Annotated in this window: 18 protein-coding genes; 8 read left to right on the plus strand and 10 right to left on the minus strand. The window is 59.3% G+C overall.

The window, feature by feature from the left end:
- Positions 1–69 precede the first annotated feature (69 nt).
- From hflK to MPN23_RS14195, 3 genes are all read left to right on the plus strand, one after another.
- On the plus strand, positions 70–1146 hold the full coding sequence (hflK, locus tag MPN23_RS14185) for an FtsH protease activity modulator HflK (protein ID WP_243544856.1): 1077 nt from the start codon (positions 70–72) through the stop codon (positions 1144–1146).
- Positions 1147–1158: 12 nt separating this feature from the next.
- The gene (gene hflC, locus MPN23_RS14190) at positions 1159–2010 is read left to right on the plus strand and encodes a protease modulator HflC (protein WP_243544857.1); all 852 of its coding nucleotides are present in this window, start codon (positions 1159–1161) and stop codon (positions 2008–2010) included.
- Between the two features lie 273 nt (positions 2011–2283).
- A complete protein-coding gene (locus MPN23_RS14195; RefSeq protein ID WP_243544858.1) occupies positions 2284–3006 on the plus strand; it encodes a LexA family transcriptional regulator in 723 nt (240 codons plus the stop codon).
- A gap of 421 nt (positions 3007–3427) precedes the next feature.
- On the opposite strand, the gene MPN23_RS14200 is transcribed toward MPN23_RS14195, so the two are convergent.
- From MPN23_RS14200 to MPN23_RS14245, 10 genes are all read right to left on the minus strand, one after another.
- Positions 3428–3910: a metallophosphoesterase family protein gene (locus MPN23_RS14200; RefSeq protein ID WP_243544859.1), complete on the minus strand. Its 483-nt coding sequence runs from the start codon at positions 3908–3910 to the stop codon at positions 3428–3430.
- 12 nt (positions 3911–3922) lie between these two features.
- Positions 3923–4723, minus strand: a complete 801-nt coding sequence (locus MPN23_RS14205; protein ID WP_243544860.1) for an MlaA family lipoprotein — start codon at positions 4721–4723, stop codon at positions 3923–3925.
- A gap of 10 nt (positions 4724–4733) precedes the next feature.
- Positions 4734–5393: a Tgt2/MlaC family protein gene (locus MPN23_RS14210; RefSeq protein WP_243544861.1), complete on the minus strand. Its 660-nt coding sequence runs from the start codon at positions 5391–5393 to the stop codon at positions 4734–4736.
- A gap of 3 nt (positions 5394–5396) precedes the next feature.
- A complete protein-coding gene (mlaD, locus tag MPN23_RS14215; protein ID WP_243544862.1) occupies positions 5397–5840 on the minus strand; it encodes an outer membrane lipid asymmetry maintenance protein MlaD in 444 nt (147 codons plus the stop codon).
- Positions 5841–5873: 33 nt separating this feature from the next.
- Positions 5874–6707: an ABC transporter ATP-binding protein gene (locus MPN23_RS14220; protein WP_243544863.1), complete on the minus strand. Its 834-nt coding sequence runs from the start codon at positions 6705–6707 to the stop codon at positions 5874–5876.
- A 5-nt stretch (positions 6708–6712) separates the two neighbouring features.
- The gene (locus tag MPN23_RS14225) at positions 6713–7519 is read right to left on the minus strand and encodes an MlaE family ABC transporter permease (protein WP_243544864.1); all 807 of its coding nucleotides are present in this window, start codon (positions 7517–7519) and stop codon (positions 6713–6715) included.
- A gap of 170 nt (positions 7520–7689) precedes the next feature.
- Positions 7690–8298: an HD domain-containing protein gene (locus MPN23_RS14230; RefSeq protein WP_243544865.1), complete on the minus strand. Its 609-nt coding sequence runs from the start codon at positions 8296–8298 to the stop codon at positions 7690–7692.
- A 90-nt stretch (positions 8299–8388) separates the two neighbouring features.
- Positions 8389–8589: a tautomerase family protein gene (locus MPN23_RS14235; protein WP_243544866.1), complete on the minus strand. Its 201-nt coding sequence runs from the start codon at positions 8587–8589 to the stop codon at positions 8389–8391.
- A 15-nt stretch (positions 8590–8604) separates the two neighbouring features.
- Positions 8605–9786: a bifunctional glutamate N-acetyltransferase/amino-acid acetyltransferase ArgJ gene (gene argJ / locus MPN23_RS14240; RefSeq protein WP_243544867.1), complete on the minus strand. Its 1182-nt coding sequence runs from the start codon at positions 9784–9786 to the stop codon at positions 8605–8607.
- 68 nt (positions 9787–9854) lie between these two features.
- On the minus strand, positions 9855–10619 hold the full coding sequence (locus tag MPN23_RS14245; RefSeq protein WP_243544868.1) for a substrate-binding periplasmic protein: 765 nt from the start codon (positions 10617–10619) through the stop codon (positions 9855–9857).
- Between the two features lie 134 nt (positions 10620–10753).
- Here MPN23_RS14245 and MPN23_RS14250 point away from each other — a divergent pair, with 134 nt between their 5' ends.
- From MPN23_RS14250 to MPN23_RS14270, 5 genes are all read left to right on the plus strand, one after another.
- Positions 10754–11230, plus strand: a complete 477-nt coding sequence (locus MPN23_RS14250) for a DUF3124 domain-containing protein (RefSeq protein WP_243544869.1) — start codon at positions 10754–10756, stop codon at positions 11228–11230.
- Positions 11231–11332: 102 nt separating this feature from the next.
- Complete coding sequence (locus MPN23_RS14255; RefSeq protein WP_243544870.1) at positions 11333–12751, plus strand: sigma-54 interaction domain-containing protein; 1419 nt, start codon at positions 11333–11335, stop codon at positions 12749–12751.
- A 7-nt stretch (positions 12752–12758) separates the two neighbouring features.
- On the plus strand, positions 12759–13100 hold the full coding sequence (locus MPN23_RS14260) for a NifB/NifX family molybdenum-iron cluster-binding protein (RefSeq protein ID WP_243544871.1): 342 nt from the start codon (positions 12759–12761) through the stop codon (positions 13098–13100).
- A 223-nt stretch (positions 13101–13323) separates the two neighbouring features.
- On the plus strand, positions 13324–13740 hold the full coding sequence (locus tag MPN23_RS14265; RefSeq protein WP_243544872.1) for a response regulator: 417 nt from the start codon (positions 13324–13326) through the stop codon (positions 13738–13740).
- Entirely contained in the window at positions 13737–14279 is a 543-nt protein-coding gene (locus tag MPN23_RS14270) for a CBS domain-containing protein (protein ID WP_243544873.1), read from the plus strand. Before MPN23_RS14265 ends, MPN23_RS14270 begins: the two co-directional genes overlap by 4 nt.
- The last annotated feature ends 10 nt before the right edge of the window (positions 14280–14289 follow it).

Below are 14289 nucleotides of genomic sequence, written 5' to 3' on the forward strand. Positions count from 1 at the left end.
TTTTATTTAGTGGTTCTTTGTTCGGCTTTCCTTGACCAAACCCCGTATAGCGCATATTTCTTTTCCATTATGAATTGGGATTGGGAAAAGCTTCAAAAACAGCGTCAGGGTCAGCACTCTCCAGGTGGACCGCCGAATTTCGACGACCTGCAGCAGCAGTTCGAAAAGTTCAAGCGGTTCAAGGCACCGGGGTGGCAATTTATCATACTCATTCTTGTGGGCCTCTGGCTTCTCTCCGGCATCTATATTGTCGATCCGGACGAAGTGGGCGTGGTCAAGCGGTTTGGCGCATTCGACCGCGTCACCGCCTCGGGTCCGCATTACCACATCCCGTATCCGGTGGAAAGCGTACTCACCCCCAAGGTGACGCAAATCCAGCGCGTGGAATTCGGGTTTCGTTCCGTGGGGTCCTCCAGACTTTCCACGTTTCAGCAGGGACAGTCTCGCGAGGTTCCCGAGGAATCCCAGATGCTCACCGGGGATGAAAACATCGTCAGCGTCCAGTTCATTGTTCAGTACATGATCAAGGATGCCAAGGATTTTCTGTTCAACGTTTATGACCCGACCGGGACCATCAAGCATGCGGCCGAGGCCGCCATGCGCGAGATCATAGGCAAGAACAAGATCGACGATGCCCTGACAACGGGCAAGCAGCGCATTCAGAGCGAAACCCGCGACCTGATGCAGTTCATCCTGAACAACTACAAGACCGGCGTGCAGATTGTGGCCGTGCAGATGCAGAACGTGCATCCGCCGGAGCAGGTGGTGGAAGCGTTCAAGGACGTTGCCAGCGCACGCGAGGACAAGAGCCGGTTCATCAACGAGGCCGAAGCCTATCAGCGAGACATTCTGCCCAAGGCTCGAGGCGAGGCTGCGCGCATCGTGAACGAGGCGCAGGCATACAAGGGAGCCAAGGTCCGCAAGGCTCAGGGTGATGCGAACCGTTTTCTGGCCGTGTACGAAGAGTACCGCAAGGCTCCGAGCATCACCAAGAAGCGCCTGTATCTGGAAACCATGGAGAACATCCTGTCCGACCCTGCGGCTGAAAAGCTCATTCTGTCGGATGATGCTCTCAGAAAATCCGTTCCCTACCTGCCTCTGGAAAAATTGCCCAGAGCGGGAAAAACCGCACCGGCAAAGCAGTAGGGAGACAATGATATGAAAAAGACGACCATCGCCATTGCCGTGGCAATCCTGCTTGGTGCGCTCGTGCTCACGCAGAGCATGTTCACCGTGGATGAAACCGAGCAGGCCCTGGTGCTGCAACTCGGCCGTCCCGTGGGTGACAAGGCTCTCGGTCCGGGCCTGCATTTCAAGATTCCCCTGATTCAGAACGTGGTCTATTTCGATGCCCGGATACTGGACTTCGATGCCCAGCCCGAGGAAATCACCACCACGGACAAAAAGTACATGAATGTGGACAGCTACAGCAAATGGCTGATTCGCGATCCGCTCAAGTTCTACCAGAAGGTCAGGACCATCCAGGGCGCTCAGGCCCGGCTGGACGACATTGTCCGCTCTCAGCTGCGCGTGGCCCTTGGCCGGTATACCCTGATCGAAGTGGTTTCCCTGAAGCGCAAGGAGATCATGGACGCGCTTACCGAGCGTACCCGTGAGCTCATCGAACCCTATGGCATCGACGTGATCGACGTGCGCATCAAGCGGACGGACCTGCCGCCCGAGAACGCCCGGGCCATTTTCGGGCGCATGAAGGCGGAACGTGAACGTCAGGCCAAACAGTATCGTTCCGAGGGGCGCGAGGCCGCGGCCAAGATCAAGGCCACCGCTGACAAGGAACGGACCATTCTGCTTGCCGATGCCAAGAAACAGGCGGAAATAGTCAAGGGCGCAGGGGATGCCGAGGCAACCAAGGTGTATGCCAATGCTTTGAGCAAGTCCCCGGATTTCTATGAGTTCACCCGGAGCCTGGAAGCCTACCGGAACGGACTCAAGAACAGCACTCGATTTATCATGACTCCGGATGTGCCTTTTCTGAAGCATTTTCGCTAGACCTTCTGCCTTCATTGGTATAGACACGCCAGTCGATACGGGCGGACATTGAGCCGCCCGTATCGTTTGTTTGCTCGTATACGAAAAATAGGTTGACAAACCCGGGAGTATTTCCCAATTTGCCCGGGAGAAAATCCTGTTCGCTGGTTTTCCCGATACGCGCCTGCGCATAAAAGGTGCGAAATTCCCCCAAAAACAGGACATGCGTACATTGACTGTTTATACAGGCAGCCGATACTCTCGCGCTGTTATTTGATCCCAAGGAGAATATAGATGCCCAAGAAAAAAAGAACTTGTGACGAAGCCCAGCAGAAATGGTTCGAGGAAGTCCTGGACAGGATCAAGAAGGCCACCGGCGCCCGAACTCAGGTCCAGCTCGCCGAGGTCCTCGATGTTCGTCAGTCCAGCATTTCCGACGCCAAGCGTCGTTGCTCCATTCCTGCCGAGTGGTTCCTCAAGCTTTATCGCAGCCACGGCCTGTCCCCGGACTGGCTTCACGATGGCGCCGAGCCCGTGTACCTGAATTCCAGCAAGGCCAAGGTGCCCGCGGATACCGTCCTGCGCGAGACCCCGTCTCCCTATGGCCGCATGAACTCCCGTGGCCGTGTGGTCGCCGTGTCCACCATGGCCGGTGCCGATACGGAAAGTGAAGTGTGGGAGCCCAAGCACATCGAAGAGCTCTCCATTCCCGAGTCCTTCTGCCTGCCCAATCTGCACATCGTGAAGGTGGACAGCGCCAGCATGGAACCCGTGATTCAGCGTGGCGCGTTCGTGGGCATTGATCCGGATCAGAAGGATCATCCGGACGGAGACCTCTGCGCCGTCTACTTCCCGCATCAGGGCCTGACCATCCGCCGCGTCTACCTTCAGGGCGACCAGTTCATGCTCAAGGCCGAAAACGAAAAGTACACCGACCTCACCATTCCCGCCGAGGAAATGGCCCAGCGCACCGTGGGCCGCGTAGTCTGGGTGCTCCAGAACTTCACCCTGCTCTAGGCCGGGATTTCCCCAATTTAGAAAAAAGCCGGACAACTCATGTTGTCCGGCTTTTTTCGTTGCCTCCGGCGGCTCAAGGAACCTCTTGAAAGAGGTTCCTTGAGAATCCTCCAGAACATTTTGGCTCTACGCCGCCTGTGAGGACAAGGGAACTCGAAAGCACTGTATGGCGGCGTAGTTGGATGCGGAAATGCCGGAACCTGCCCTGTCGATGAACAGGGGCTCCGGGGAAACGATCGCAAAAGAGAATCGTCTTTTTTGGACCACCCGTTTTCTGGAAATCGAGCAGCCTGATGAATCCCTTCGGGACATTCATCAGGCTGCTCGATTTCCAGAAAACAGAATGGGGTCAAGGGGAGGTCCGTCCCCTTGCGGGTCCGGGCAGGGCCCGGCCCCCCCGGGAGGGTCGCCGAAGGCCTTCCTAGGCGTCCACGGTGACGAATTCGCAACTGAAGGACTTGTCCGGATGGACAGTGACGAGCGCAAGCGATCCGGACTCGCCGAGCGATCCGGGATTGCATATCTGCACACCTTCGATGACCTGCCAGAGGCGCTGGTGGGTATGGCCGTGAAAGACCAGATCATAGGATGCGCCGAAGGCCTGAGCAACCTTGACCGACACTTGCGGTCGCGGTCCCCAGCCGTGGGTCATGCCGATGGTCAATCCCCGGATTTCCAGAGTGGCGGAGGTGTCGAGCGAATCCGCAAGCTGCGGATCCCAGTCGCAATTGCCGCGCACGGCCGTGAAGTTGGGATGCTGGAGAAAGTAGGACCATGTGCTGAAGGACGTGATGTCCCCGCAGTGCAGGAGTACATCGGCAGACGCGAGGTACTTGTCATATACGCGATCCAGCCACGCAGGCGGCTGGCCCATGTGGGTATCGGAAATGGCGGCGATGAGCATGGGAAGCGTCGGCTATTCCTGAACCTTCTTGGCGCGGTAGCGGATGTATGCGTCGCGCAATGCGGTATACGGGTCGATGGCCCCTTCGGTCAGGGTCTCGTATTCGTTGCCCCGCAGTTCCAGTGAAAGCTGATTCAGGTTCTTGTAGCCTCGAATGACCATGAACTCCACGAACGTGAAGTCGCCATAGGTGATGGGATCCATGTAGGAATCCGAAACCCAGCCCACGGTCTCGCGAATGGAGCTCGGCCCGATGAACGGCCAGACAAGATAGACGCCGTGTCCGATCCCGGCCTTGCCAAGGGTCTGGCCCATGCCGTCGGCAGTGGGGCGCTCCGGCATCCAGTTGCGCGGGCGGCCTTCGGTCACGTCGAACACGCCGAGCAGTCCCCAACTGGTGTTGGCGAGAAACTTGGAGAATTCCATGTACGCGGCGTCGAACTTGCCCTGAAGAATGTTGTTCACGAACCGGACCGGCGCCCAAAGGTTGGTGAAGAAATTGCGCACGCACTTGCGCGGCGGCTCGGGAACGGCCCAGGCATAGGCCTCGGCAACGGGCTTGGCCACGCCCCAGTAGAAGGCGTCGTTGTAGTAGAACCAGATGCGGTTCCAGTTTTCCAGCGGATCATGAACCAGTGGGCCCTTGGGCGCATCCTGATCCACTTCATGGCCCGAGTCGGACCAGACTTCGTCGAAGTCGCTGAACTGGGCCACCTGATCGCCCTGAAGAGTGGAACCGTCGGCAAAGGCCGGGCCGGAAGCCAGAAGCAATGCGGCCATAAGAAGGGCCAGAGCCGTGATTTTCACTTTCATGCCGAGTTCCTTACAATTTGTCGGTCTCGTCATCGCCCTTTGCGTCCAGTTCCTTGACGCGGTCCCGAATGCGGGCGATCAGGTCGTCAGGTGTGCCGTCCTGCAATATCTGCGCGAATTGACTGCGATAATTCTTTACAAGGCTCACGCCTTCGGCAACCACGTCATAGATCATCCACTGGTTTTCTATGACTTTCAACCGGAAATTAACTGATATAGTCTTATCTCCACTGACGATTTCCGTCAAGACCATGGCCCGGTTGCCTTTGAGCAGTTCCTTCTTGTAGTTGACCTTTTCATTGTTGTAGGTCGGAATCCGCTTGAGGTAGGTCCGTTCCAGCAGCTTGATGAACGCCTCGGTGATTTCCTTGTGCTGAGCCTCGGGCATGTCCAGCCATTTGCGGCCCACGGTGAGCTTGGTGACTTCCTCGAAGTCGATGTATTTTTCCGCAGCCTCGCGCAGGATGGCAATGGCTTCGTCATGCTGGGCCGGGTTCTGGAAATGGGGGCCCTTGAGAATCTGGATGAGTTCGTCCGCGCCCTGCTTGACCCTGTCCGTGGGGCCGGTCGCTGGTCCGGCAAGGACCGTGGCACAGGTCAGGACGAGGAAACACAGGGCCTGGGTCAGAATCAGCCCGGGCCGGAAACATTTGGCGTGCTTTCCTGTCATTGGTTACACCTTTCCGAATGCGAATTTGCTGATGAGGTCCTCAAGGTCGATGGCGGGTTCGGTCTCGAAGAGCGAGTCGCCGGGATGCACGGGGTCGCCCACGCCGCCCGGAGTTATCTTGATGAACTTGTCGCCGATCAGACCGCTGGTCTTGATCGAAGCTATGGCATCGTCCGTGAGTTCCACTTCCTTGTCAATCATCATGAGCACGCGCGCCACACCCTGTTCCTGATCGAGTTCGATGGCGGATACGTAGCCCATCTTGACTCCGTACATCTGCACCGGGGCGTTGGGCTTGAGACCCGAGACATCGGTGAAGTTGGCCTTGAGCAGGTAGTACTTGTCGGAAAAGAGCTGGACGTTGCCAAGCTGTATGCTCATGTATGCGACCGCCACCAGTCCGACGAGGACGAATATGCCGACCGCGGTTTCCTTTCTCATTTTCATGCCGTTCTCCTCCACACTCTCGGTTCGTATTTCCTAGTCCTCGCCGAGAAGGCGGGAGCAATCCATTTTCATCAGGCCCGGATCAATGGGCGGCAGGGTCATTCTGGGCGAGTCGCGCTGTTCGGTCATCCTGTCCTGAAAACGGCGCAGGTACGGGTCCGAGGTCTCGGCCAGTTCCCGGCTGGAACCGTTGAACAGGGCGCGTTTCTCTCCGAGCACCACAACGTGGTCGGCGAGCTGGCGCATGCTTTCCAGATCATGGGTGACCACGATCATGGTCATGTCGAATCGACGCATCATTTCGAGCAGCATCTGATCGAGCTCCGCGGAAAGGATGGGGTCCAGTCCCGAGGTGGGCTCGTCGCAGAGCAGAACCTGCGGATCCATGACCAGAGCGCGGGCCAGTCCGGCCCGCTTGCGCATGCCGCCGGAGAGTTCGGCCGGGAACAGGTGCGTGGCGTGGTCCAGTCCGACGAGTTCCAGACAATGGTGCACCCGATCAATGATCTGTGCATCCTTCATGCGCGTGTGTTCGCGCAGGGGCAGGGCTATGTTGTCGCCGAGCCTGAGGGAGCCGAGCAGGGCGCCGTCCTGAAACAGCACGCCCATGCGCTGGCGCAGGCATCTGCCCTGACGGCGGGACAGGCCGTACACGTCGTGCCCGCCGATGAAAATCTTGCCCTTGATGGGCGGCTGCAACTGGAGGATGTGCTTGAGCAGGGTGGACTTGCCGCAGCCCGACCCGCCGACCACCATGGAGAGCTTGCCGCCGGGAAATTCCAGATTCAGCCCGCTCACCACGGGAATGCCCTTGTATCCGATGGCCAGATTCTCCAGCCGTATGCTTGGTGCCTTGGTTTCGCGCATGAGGTCTACCAGAGCAGGGAGGTGAGCACGTAGTCCGCGGCCAGAATGACCACGCAGGACTTGACCACCGCGGTTGTGGTTGACTGGCTTACGCCCTCGGGACCGGCATGGCCCCGTCTTTCGTGCGTGTAGTATCCCTCGAAGCAGCAGATGGTGCAGACCAGCATGGCGAAGATCAGGGACTTGATGAATCCGCCTTCGATGTCGGCCCAGTCCAGTGATTCCTGGACTCGGGACCAGTATACGCCAGCATTGGCGCCGAGCAGCTTCACGCCCGTGAGCCAGCCGCCCCAGAGCGCGATGAGATTGAAGAACGCGGTCAGAATCGGAAAGCTGATGATGCACGCGGCCATTTTCGGGGCCACGAGATACCGCTTGGGGTTGATGTCCATGATCTTGAGCGCGTCGACCTGTTCGGAGATGCGCATGACCCCGATTTCCGCAGTCATGGCCGAACCGGCCCGGCCCGTGAGCATGATGGCCGTGAGCACCGGCGCGAGTTCACGGACCATGGACAGGGCCACACCCGTGCCCAGAAAGCCGTCTGCGCCAAAGGTGGACAGGGCGAAATAGAGCTGCATGCCCATGACCATGCCCGTGAACAGGCCGATGAGGGCAATGACCGTCACGGATTGCACGCCGATGAAGTAGATCTGGCGCACGATCTTGGGGATTTGGCCCAGTCCGGCGAATATGAGGCGCACAGCGTCCAGAAAGAACAGGAACATGGCCCCCAGATCATCGATCAGGGGACGCAGTGTTGTGCTCAGAAATTGCGCCGAGGCAAGAGCTTTTCGAGTGGTTGCAGCCATATTTCTGGTCCGTTTTTCGTTCGCCTTGTTTGAACGAATGAAAAACAAGGGTATTCAATATATATTAAGGAGCAGTTTCTATCTGAAAACAGACGCTTGTGCAACCCCTGTGCAGAGTTCGCAAGGCTATGTTTAGATACGTCGCCGTATCCAATCAAGCATTTTCTGCATCAATCCGACTTTTTGCCGCTTTTCCCGTTCTTGCGTGTCCACCAGTCCCGACCCGGTTTCAGAAACCACCAGTCGCTCTGATCAGTCTCGGCAATGGCTTTGGCCAGTTCCTTTCCCCATTCCGTGCGCACGCGTTCCAGCGCGAGTTCAAGCCATTTGTCCGCATACTTGTTGCCCAGATCCGCCTCTTCCTTGAGATTGGCAATGAAGTCGAGCTGATCGGCATCCTGGGCCAGTCTGGCTTCCAGCGTCTCGGTGGTTTCCAGTTCCTCCCAGTAACCGAGCACGTCCTCTTCCAGCCCGGTGCCGAGCACGGCGTCTTCCAGAGCTTCGGTGCGTCTGGACGAATTGTAGATGCGGTTCACGTAGTTGAAATCCCCGGTTCTGGCCTCGTGCAGGTCGTGAAACAGGCACATGTAGGTGGTTCGTGCCACGTCGGCCCCGGCCATCCTGGCCAGAATGTGGCCGATGACCGCGGTGCGGAAGGAATGTTCGGCCACGTTTTCCGAGCCCGAGCCCAGAAACTGGTAGCCGGTGCGCGGGGTCTTGCGGAGCATGCCGCACTCGAAGATGAAATCTGCCAGCCGGGTGTTCGTGTCTCTTTTCATTGCTGATACTGTCTTTGCCGGGCAAAACCCGACCAGCACCCTGCCGGGGCAGGGTGTTTTCATGGTTGTTTCGATGCGAGGCCGGACCGGTTACTTGTCCGGGAACTTCTCGGAGCACAGCTCGCCTGCCGTGCCCCAGTTCTCCTTGGGAATTTCCGTGATGATCACGTCGACCGCCTCGGGTACGCATCCCAGCATGCGGCAGGTTTCCCGCGTGAAGGTTTCCACGATTTCGCGACGCTTGTCCGTGGTCAGGTGTCCGGCCCAGGTTTCGAGTCTGATGTTCGGCATGGAAGGCTCCTTTGGTTACGAGCGGTAATCCGCGTTGATGCTTACGTAATCCCGGCTCAGGTCCGAGGCCAGCAGCATGGCGCTGCCCGGTCCCGTGCCCAGCCGGATGGAAATGACGATGTCTCGTTCGTTCATGATCGGGGCGAGCAGGTCGTCCATGTTGCCGGGTTCCGGGGTGCCGTTGCGGAACACGAGCACGCCGCCGATCTTGAGGACCATGGCTTCGGCCCGGAAGTTTGCACCGGAGCGGCCAGCCGCGGCCACGATGCGGCCCCAGTTCGGATCGCAGCCGAACAGCGCGGTCTTGACCAGCGGGGAATTGCCCACGGCCCGGGCCACGAGTTCCGCGTCCTCGTCGGTCCGCGCTCCGGCCACCTCGATGAACGCCACCTTGGTGCCGCCCTCGGCATCCATGACGATCTTGTAGGCCAGTTCCTCCATGACTTCCAGCAGGTGCTTGCGCAGCAGCATGTAGTCGTCCTCGGATTCGATGGCCACGCCGGATGCGCCGTTGGCCAGTGCCAGCACGCAGTCGTTGGTGGAGGTGTCGCCGTCCACGGTCACGCGATTGAAGGAAAGATTGGCGCAGTCCCTGAGCATGATCTGCCACGCCTCGGCCGAGATGTTCGCGTCGCAGCAGATGAAGCCGAGCATGGTGGCCATGTTCGGGCTGATCATGCCCGCGCCCTTGCACAGGCCGAGCAGTCGGACTTCACCGCCATCGAGCTGGAAACCCGCTTCCGCGATCTTGGGCATGGTGTCCGTGGTCATGATGGCCCGCGCCGCGTCCTCGGGAGTACCGGTCGGCAGGTTGCGGCCGAGTTCGGGCATGGCGTTTCGCCATTTGTCCATGTCGAAATGTGCGCCGATCACGCCCGTGGATGCAGGCAGAAGCGTGTCGGCCTCCAGATTCAGGGCCTGAGCCGCCATGGTCAGGCTTTCGCGGCAGTTTTCCATGCCCTGTTCTCCGGTGCAGGCGTTGGCCTGTCCGGAATTGGCCAGAAATCCGCGCATGGTGTCGGATTTGGCGAGCAGTGCCTTGCATTGCAGCACCGGAGCGGCCTGAAACTTGTTGGTGGTGAACACGCCTGCCGCGATTGCGGGCCTGTCGCTGACAATGGCGGCGAGATCGTATCTGCCCTGATGCTTGAAACCGGCCTGTGCGGCCGAGAACCGGAATCCCTGGGGTATCTTCATGATGGCTCCGTTGCAGTGTTGAGTCCGAGAGTGTCCATGTACCGCAAACTCGTTGCGGTTTCAAAAGATCATTGGCGTGTGCGTCCGGGGGGATCAATGCCGTACTGCCGACGGAGCAGACGAAGCCGGTCCGCGTGGCGCAGCAGGTAGTCGTTCAGTTCCCGGATGATTTCCGGGTGGCGTCGGGTGGAAAGGCGGAAGCCGACCACGGTGTAGGGGAGGTTGGGCGCAAAGTGCAGGGCGCGCGGATTCTTCAGGATGTGTTCGAGCTGGTAGCGGGCCACGGCGAGAGAGCCGAAACCGCCGTCCACCCGGCCTTCCCGGACCATGTTCATGAGATCGGAAAAATCGTCGCTCATGGACAGATGCACTTTGCCGTGCCGGATTTCGTTTTCGTATCTGGTGGCCGTGAATCCGCGCACCGTGCCAAGTCGCTTGAGCTGGTTCAGGTGCATGGTCTCGCGGGTCGGGAGCACGATGACTCCGTCCCGGGCCATGGCCAGCGGGTCGGAATAGTACACGGTATCGCCCCTTCGCAGGGTCTGCTGCCACTGGGCATTGTCCGGATACTTGAAGTCGAGGGTGTCGCCGTGCAGAAACTGGCGATAGAGGCGAAGCACGGGCAGGGGGATGTATTCGAACCGGTAGCCGCGTTCCCGGGCGAAATCGTCCAGCACGGCCCGGCTGAATCCCGTGTAGATGCCGTGATGCGTTGTATAATGAGGATAGTAGCGGATGTCCTCCACGCCCACCGTGAACACGGTCATGGCATGGGCAGGCAGGGCGGTCAGCAGCATTGCTGCGGCAATCAGGAATCCGATGGATCGGGACACGGTGTTTTCTCCGGGGTTTTCCGTATGGACGAATGCGTATCAGATGGGTGTGCGGCCCGCAAGCAGCCCTTGCTTTCTCGGGGCGTTGCGGGCATAGCTGTGCATACGGAGCAAACCCAAACAGGGAGAGTCATATGCGTGGAAGGTTCGGAATTCTGGTCGCAGCAGTGGCATTGCTGGCCTTTCTGGCCGTCCCGGCCGGGGCGGGCAGGGTGCTCAGCAAATCCAAGGGGCAGAAGGTGTATGTGCCCGTGTATTCCCACGTCTATCAGGGCATAAAGGGCAAGCCCTACAATCTTTCGGCCCTGCTTAGTCTGCGCAATGTGGATGAAACCCGAAGCCTGATCGTGGTTTCGGTCAAGTATTACGGGGACCACGGTCAGCTCATCAAGGAATATCTGGACAAGCCCGTGACCGTGCCGCCGCTGGGCACGACTGAAGTGCATGTGGCGGAACGGGATACCGAGGGCGGTTCCGGTGCGAATTTCGTGGTGCAGTGGAAGGCCGGAGAAAGCATTCCCACGCCGATAATACAGGCCGTGATGATCGGCACGGCCTCGACGCAGGGCATTTCCTTCGTGTGCGACGGGGTTGTGGTGGAGGAGGAATGATCCTCATGTCCGGTCCTGCTGTCGGGTTGCGCATTGAAGCCCGGCTCCGGGCGTGGTAGAACCCGCTCTGGTTGCCTTGGACCTTGTAACGGGTTGATCGCCATGAAGAAAGTGGACTTCGCGCGGTTCGATGCGCTTCTGGCGCGACCGGACGTGCTTTCCGGAGTGTTCGACGAACTTCCCTTCGGGGTGGCCCTGCTCGACGAGCGGGGCGCCGTGGTGCGCGTGAACAGCGCCTATGAAACCCTGACCGGAGTGGACCGGACCCGGATCGCGGGGCTCGGCTGTCTGCACGCCCTGCGCTGCGATTTCTGCGTCAAGGGATGTCCCGTGGCCGCCGGACTGGGCGAGTTCGATCCCGTGAGCGTGGATGCCAACATCATCAACCGCGAGCGGCGCAAGGTGGCGGTACGCGTGACCGTGGCTCCGCTCATGGACGAAAACGGCGTGCGCGTGGGCACGGTGGAGACCGTGACTTCCGCCAGTCAGGCCGCGCCGGACGAACCCGGGGGCGGCAGCTACGCCCTTGGCGGACTCGTGGGCAAGAGTCCGGGCATCCAGAAACTCTTCAACATGGTCCCCAGTGTTGCCCAGACCGATTCCTCGGTGCTCATCACCGGAGAGACCGGCACGGGCAAGGACATTCTGGCCGAGGAGATTCACAAGGCCTCGGACAGGGCCGGAGGTCCGTTCATCAAGGTCAACTGCGGGGCCCTGCCCGACACGCTCATGGAGTCCGAGCTGTTCGGCCATGCCAAGGGCGCATTCACCGGCGCTGACCAGAACAAGCCGGGGCGATTCCGTCTGGCCCACGGCGGCACCCTGTTCCTGACCGAGATCGGGGATCTGCCCATCAACCTTCAGGTCAAGCTCCTCTCCTTTCTGGATGACAAGGTCATCTATCCTCTCGGTTCCACAAAGGGCTTTCATGCGGACGTGCGCGTGATCGTGGCCACGCACCGCGATCTGGAACAGATGGTGGCGCAGGGCCGGTTTCGTCAGGACCTGCTGTACCGGCTCAACGTGATCCGGTTTCATCTGCCGCCCCTGCGCGAACGCGGGGAGGATGTGTTTCTGCTCATGGATCATTTCCTGAAGATGTTTCAGGCCCGGTTTAACAAGCGCATCGAGGGATTCTCCGAGGCCGCCCTGGCCCTGCTGCATACCTATGCCTACCCCGGCAACGTGCGCGAATTGCGGAACGTCATCGAGTATGCCGTGAACTTCTGCGACGGCAAGCGCGTTCGCATGCGCCACCTTCCCGCCTATCTTTCCCACGTTCCGACCCGGTCCGAGCACGAGGCCGAACCGCTGCTGCACGCGCATCCCGAGGCCATGCCCGCCATGCAGTCCGCTCCGGCCGTGGACCCGGGCGAGGCGCGCAACTGGGAGGACGTGGAGCGGCGCATGATCATGAACGCCCTGATCAAGGCCGGAGGCAAGCGCATTCGCGCTGCGGAAATCCTCGGCTGGGGCCGCAGCACCTTGTGGCGCAAGATGAAACAGTACGGCATCAGGTAGGACCACCATGGAAAAGATACTGATTCCCCTTCTGGAAAACGATGTGGCCCCCAGATTCGATCTGGCCACGGACGTGCTCGTGGTCACGGTCGTCCGCCTCGATTCCGGCGAGGTCGCCGAACGCGGGGAAAAGGTCGTGGTTCTGGATCAGGCCTCGCCCGAGGCCGTGTGCCGTCTGGTCATCACGGAGAGCGTGGGCGCGGTTCTGTGTGCGGGCATAGAAGAGGAATACTATGATTTCCTCAAATGGAAGGGCGTGACCGTGGTGGACGACGTCTGCGGCAGCGTGGACGCCGTGCTGAATTCCTACCTCTCGGGCGAACTTTCACAAGGCGAAATTCTCTACTGAAATCCTCCCGGAATTTTGTTTCTTTCTGTTTCAAAATGAATCAATAACTGTTTCATGTATTGATTCATTTTGTTTCATTTTGTTCGTTCGCGCAAAATGTCACAAGCGGGAAGATTTTTCTATAAGCATAATATAATTCGTTCTTTTCAACATGGCACAGTCATTGCCCTAGAACAGTGTCGGCTCGGGGAGAGCCGGTAAACTGAAAGGATCGATCTGGGTGATGAAAGTACTGATTGTTGATGCTGATACGGATTTCGGAGATCATCTGGCCCGGCAATTGGCAAAGCGGGGTGTCGAGGTTTTCAGGGCCCGTCGTGAAGACGAAGTCCGCGACACCGCCTGCCGGGAGAAGGTGCACGCCGTGCTGCTCGGGCTCTACGGCCGGGACCGCGCCCTTCTTTCCATTCTCCGTGCGGTCAAGGCCGCATGTCCCCAGTCCCAATTCATCCTCATCAATCACGCTGCGGACGTTCCCCTTTCCATTGAAGCCATGAAGCTCGGCGCTTTCGACGAAATCGCCGCGCCCGTGGACATGGAGGAACTGCTCGTGAAGCTTCATTCGGCCCGGTCCGCCGCAGAGCAAGGCGGCGGAGAGGCCGACGCCTGGTCCCAACCAAAGCAGGAAGGAGAGGTATGAAAGTCAAAGAGTTGATGATCCCGGTCGCCGAGTACGTCACGGTCGGCCAGGATGCGACGTTGTCCGACGTCTTCCGGACTCTTGAGGAAGACCATCAGGCCAAGCCCGACAAAAGCCATGCCCACAGGGACGTCCTCGTGCTGGACGCGCAGGGCGGCTTTCTCGGCAAGTTGACCATGACGGACATTCTCCGTTCCCTGGAACCCAACTACAAGAAACTGATGAACGGAGACGCCGCTGACGCCACCCTCACCAGCGAATACGTGGCCGGTGTTTTTCGGGATTTCGGTCTGTGGACCGATACGCTCCAGTCCCTGTGCGGGCAGGCCATGGACGTTCCGGCCGTGGAAGCCATGCACAGACCCGCGGAGTCGGAATTCATGGAAGAGGACGATGACCTCGAAATCGCGGTGCACAAGTACATCATGGGCGGGCACCAGCCACTGCTGGTCCGCCGGGATGGAAAGGTCACGGGCGTGATCCGCCTGAGCGACATCTTCGAGGAAGTCAGGTCCCGAATGACGACCTGCAAACAGTAACGTGGATTTT

It is taken from the genome of Pseudodesulfovibrio tunisiensis (assembly GCF_022809775.1).
Classification (GTDB): Bacteria; Desulfobacterota; Desulfovibrionia; order Desulfovibrionales; family Desulfovibrionaceae; genus Pseudodesulfovibrio; species Pseudodesulfovibrio tunisiensis.

Coding starts and splice junctions, on each gene's coding strand:
- hflK (WP_243544856.1), top strand. CDS start 70: ATGAATTGGGATTGGGAAAAGCTTCAAAAACAGCGTCAGGGTCAGCAC.
- hflC (WP_243544857.1), top strand. CDS start 1,159: ATGAAAAAGACGACCATCGCCATTGCCGTGGCAATCCTGCTTGGTGCG.
- MPN23_RS14195 (WP_243544858.1), top strand. CDS start 2,284: ATGCCCAAGAAAAAAAGAACTTGTGACGAAGCCCAGCAGAAATGGTTC.
- MPN23_RS14200 (WP_243544859.1), bottom strand. CDS start 3,910: ATGCTCATCGCCGCCATTTCCGATACCCACATGGGCCAGCCGCCTGCG.
- MPN23_RS14205 (WP_243544860.1), bottom strand. CDS start 4,723: ATGAAAGTGAAAATCACGGCTCTGGCCCTTCTTATGGCCGCATTGCTT.
- MPN23_RS14210 (WP_243544861.1), bottom strand. CDS start 5,393: ATGACAGGAAAGCACGCCAAATGTTTCCGGCCCGGGCTGATTCTGACC.
- mlaD (WP_243544862.1), bottom strand. CDS start 5,840: ATGAAAATGAGAAAGGAAACCGCGGTCGGCATATTCGTCCTCGTCGGA.
- MPN23_RS14220 (WP_243544863.1), bottom strand. CDS start 6,707: ATGCGCGAAACCAAGGCACCAAGCATACGGCTGGAGAATCTGGCCATC.
- MPN23_RS14225 (WP_243544864.1), bottom strand. CDS start 7,519: ATGGCTGCAACCACTCGAAAAGCTCTTGCCTCGGCGCAATTTCTGAGC.
- MPN23_RS14230 (WP_243544865.1), bottom strand. CDS start 8,298: ATGAAAAGAGACACGAACACCCGGCTGGCAGATTTCATCTTCGAGTGC.
- MPN23_RS14235 (WP_243544866.1), bottom strand. CDS start 8,589: ATGCCGAACATCAGACTCGAAACCTGGGCCGGACACCTGACCACGGAC.
- argJ (WP_243544867.1), bottom strand. CDS start 9,786: ATGAAGATACCCCAGGGATTCCGGTTCTCGGCCGCACAGGCCGGTTTC.
- MPN23_RS14250 (WP_243544869.1), top strand. CDS start 10,754: ATGCGTGGAAGGTTCGGAATTCTGGTCGCAGCAGTGGCATTGCTGGCC.
- MPN23_RS14255 (WP_243544870.1), top strand. CDS start 11,333: ATGAAGAAAGTGGACTTCGCGCGGTTCGATGCGCTTCTGGCGCGACCG.
- MPN23_RS14260 (WP_243544871.1), top strand. CDS start 12,759: ATGGAAAAGATACTGATTCCCCTTCTGGAAAACGATGTGGCCCCCAGA.
- MPN23_RS14265 (WP_243544872.1), top strand. CDS start 13,324: ATGAAAGTACTGATTGTTGATGCTGATACGGATTTCGGAGATCATCTG.
- MPN23_RS14270 (WP_243544873.1), top strand. CDS start 13,737: ATGAAAGTCAAAGAGTTGATGATCCCGGTCGCCGAGTACGTCACGGTC.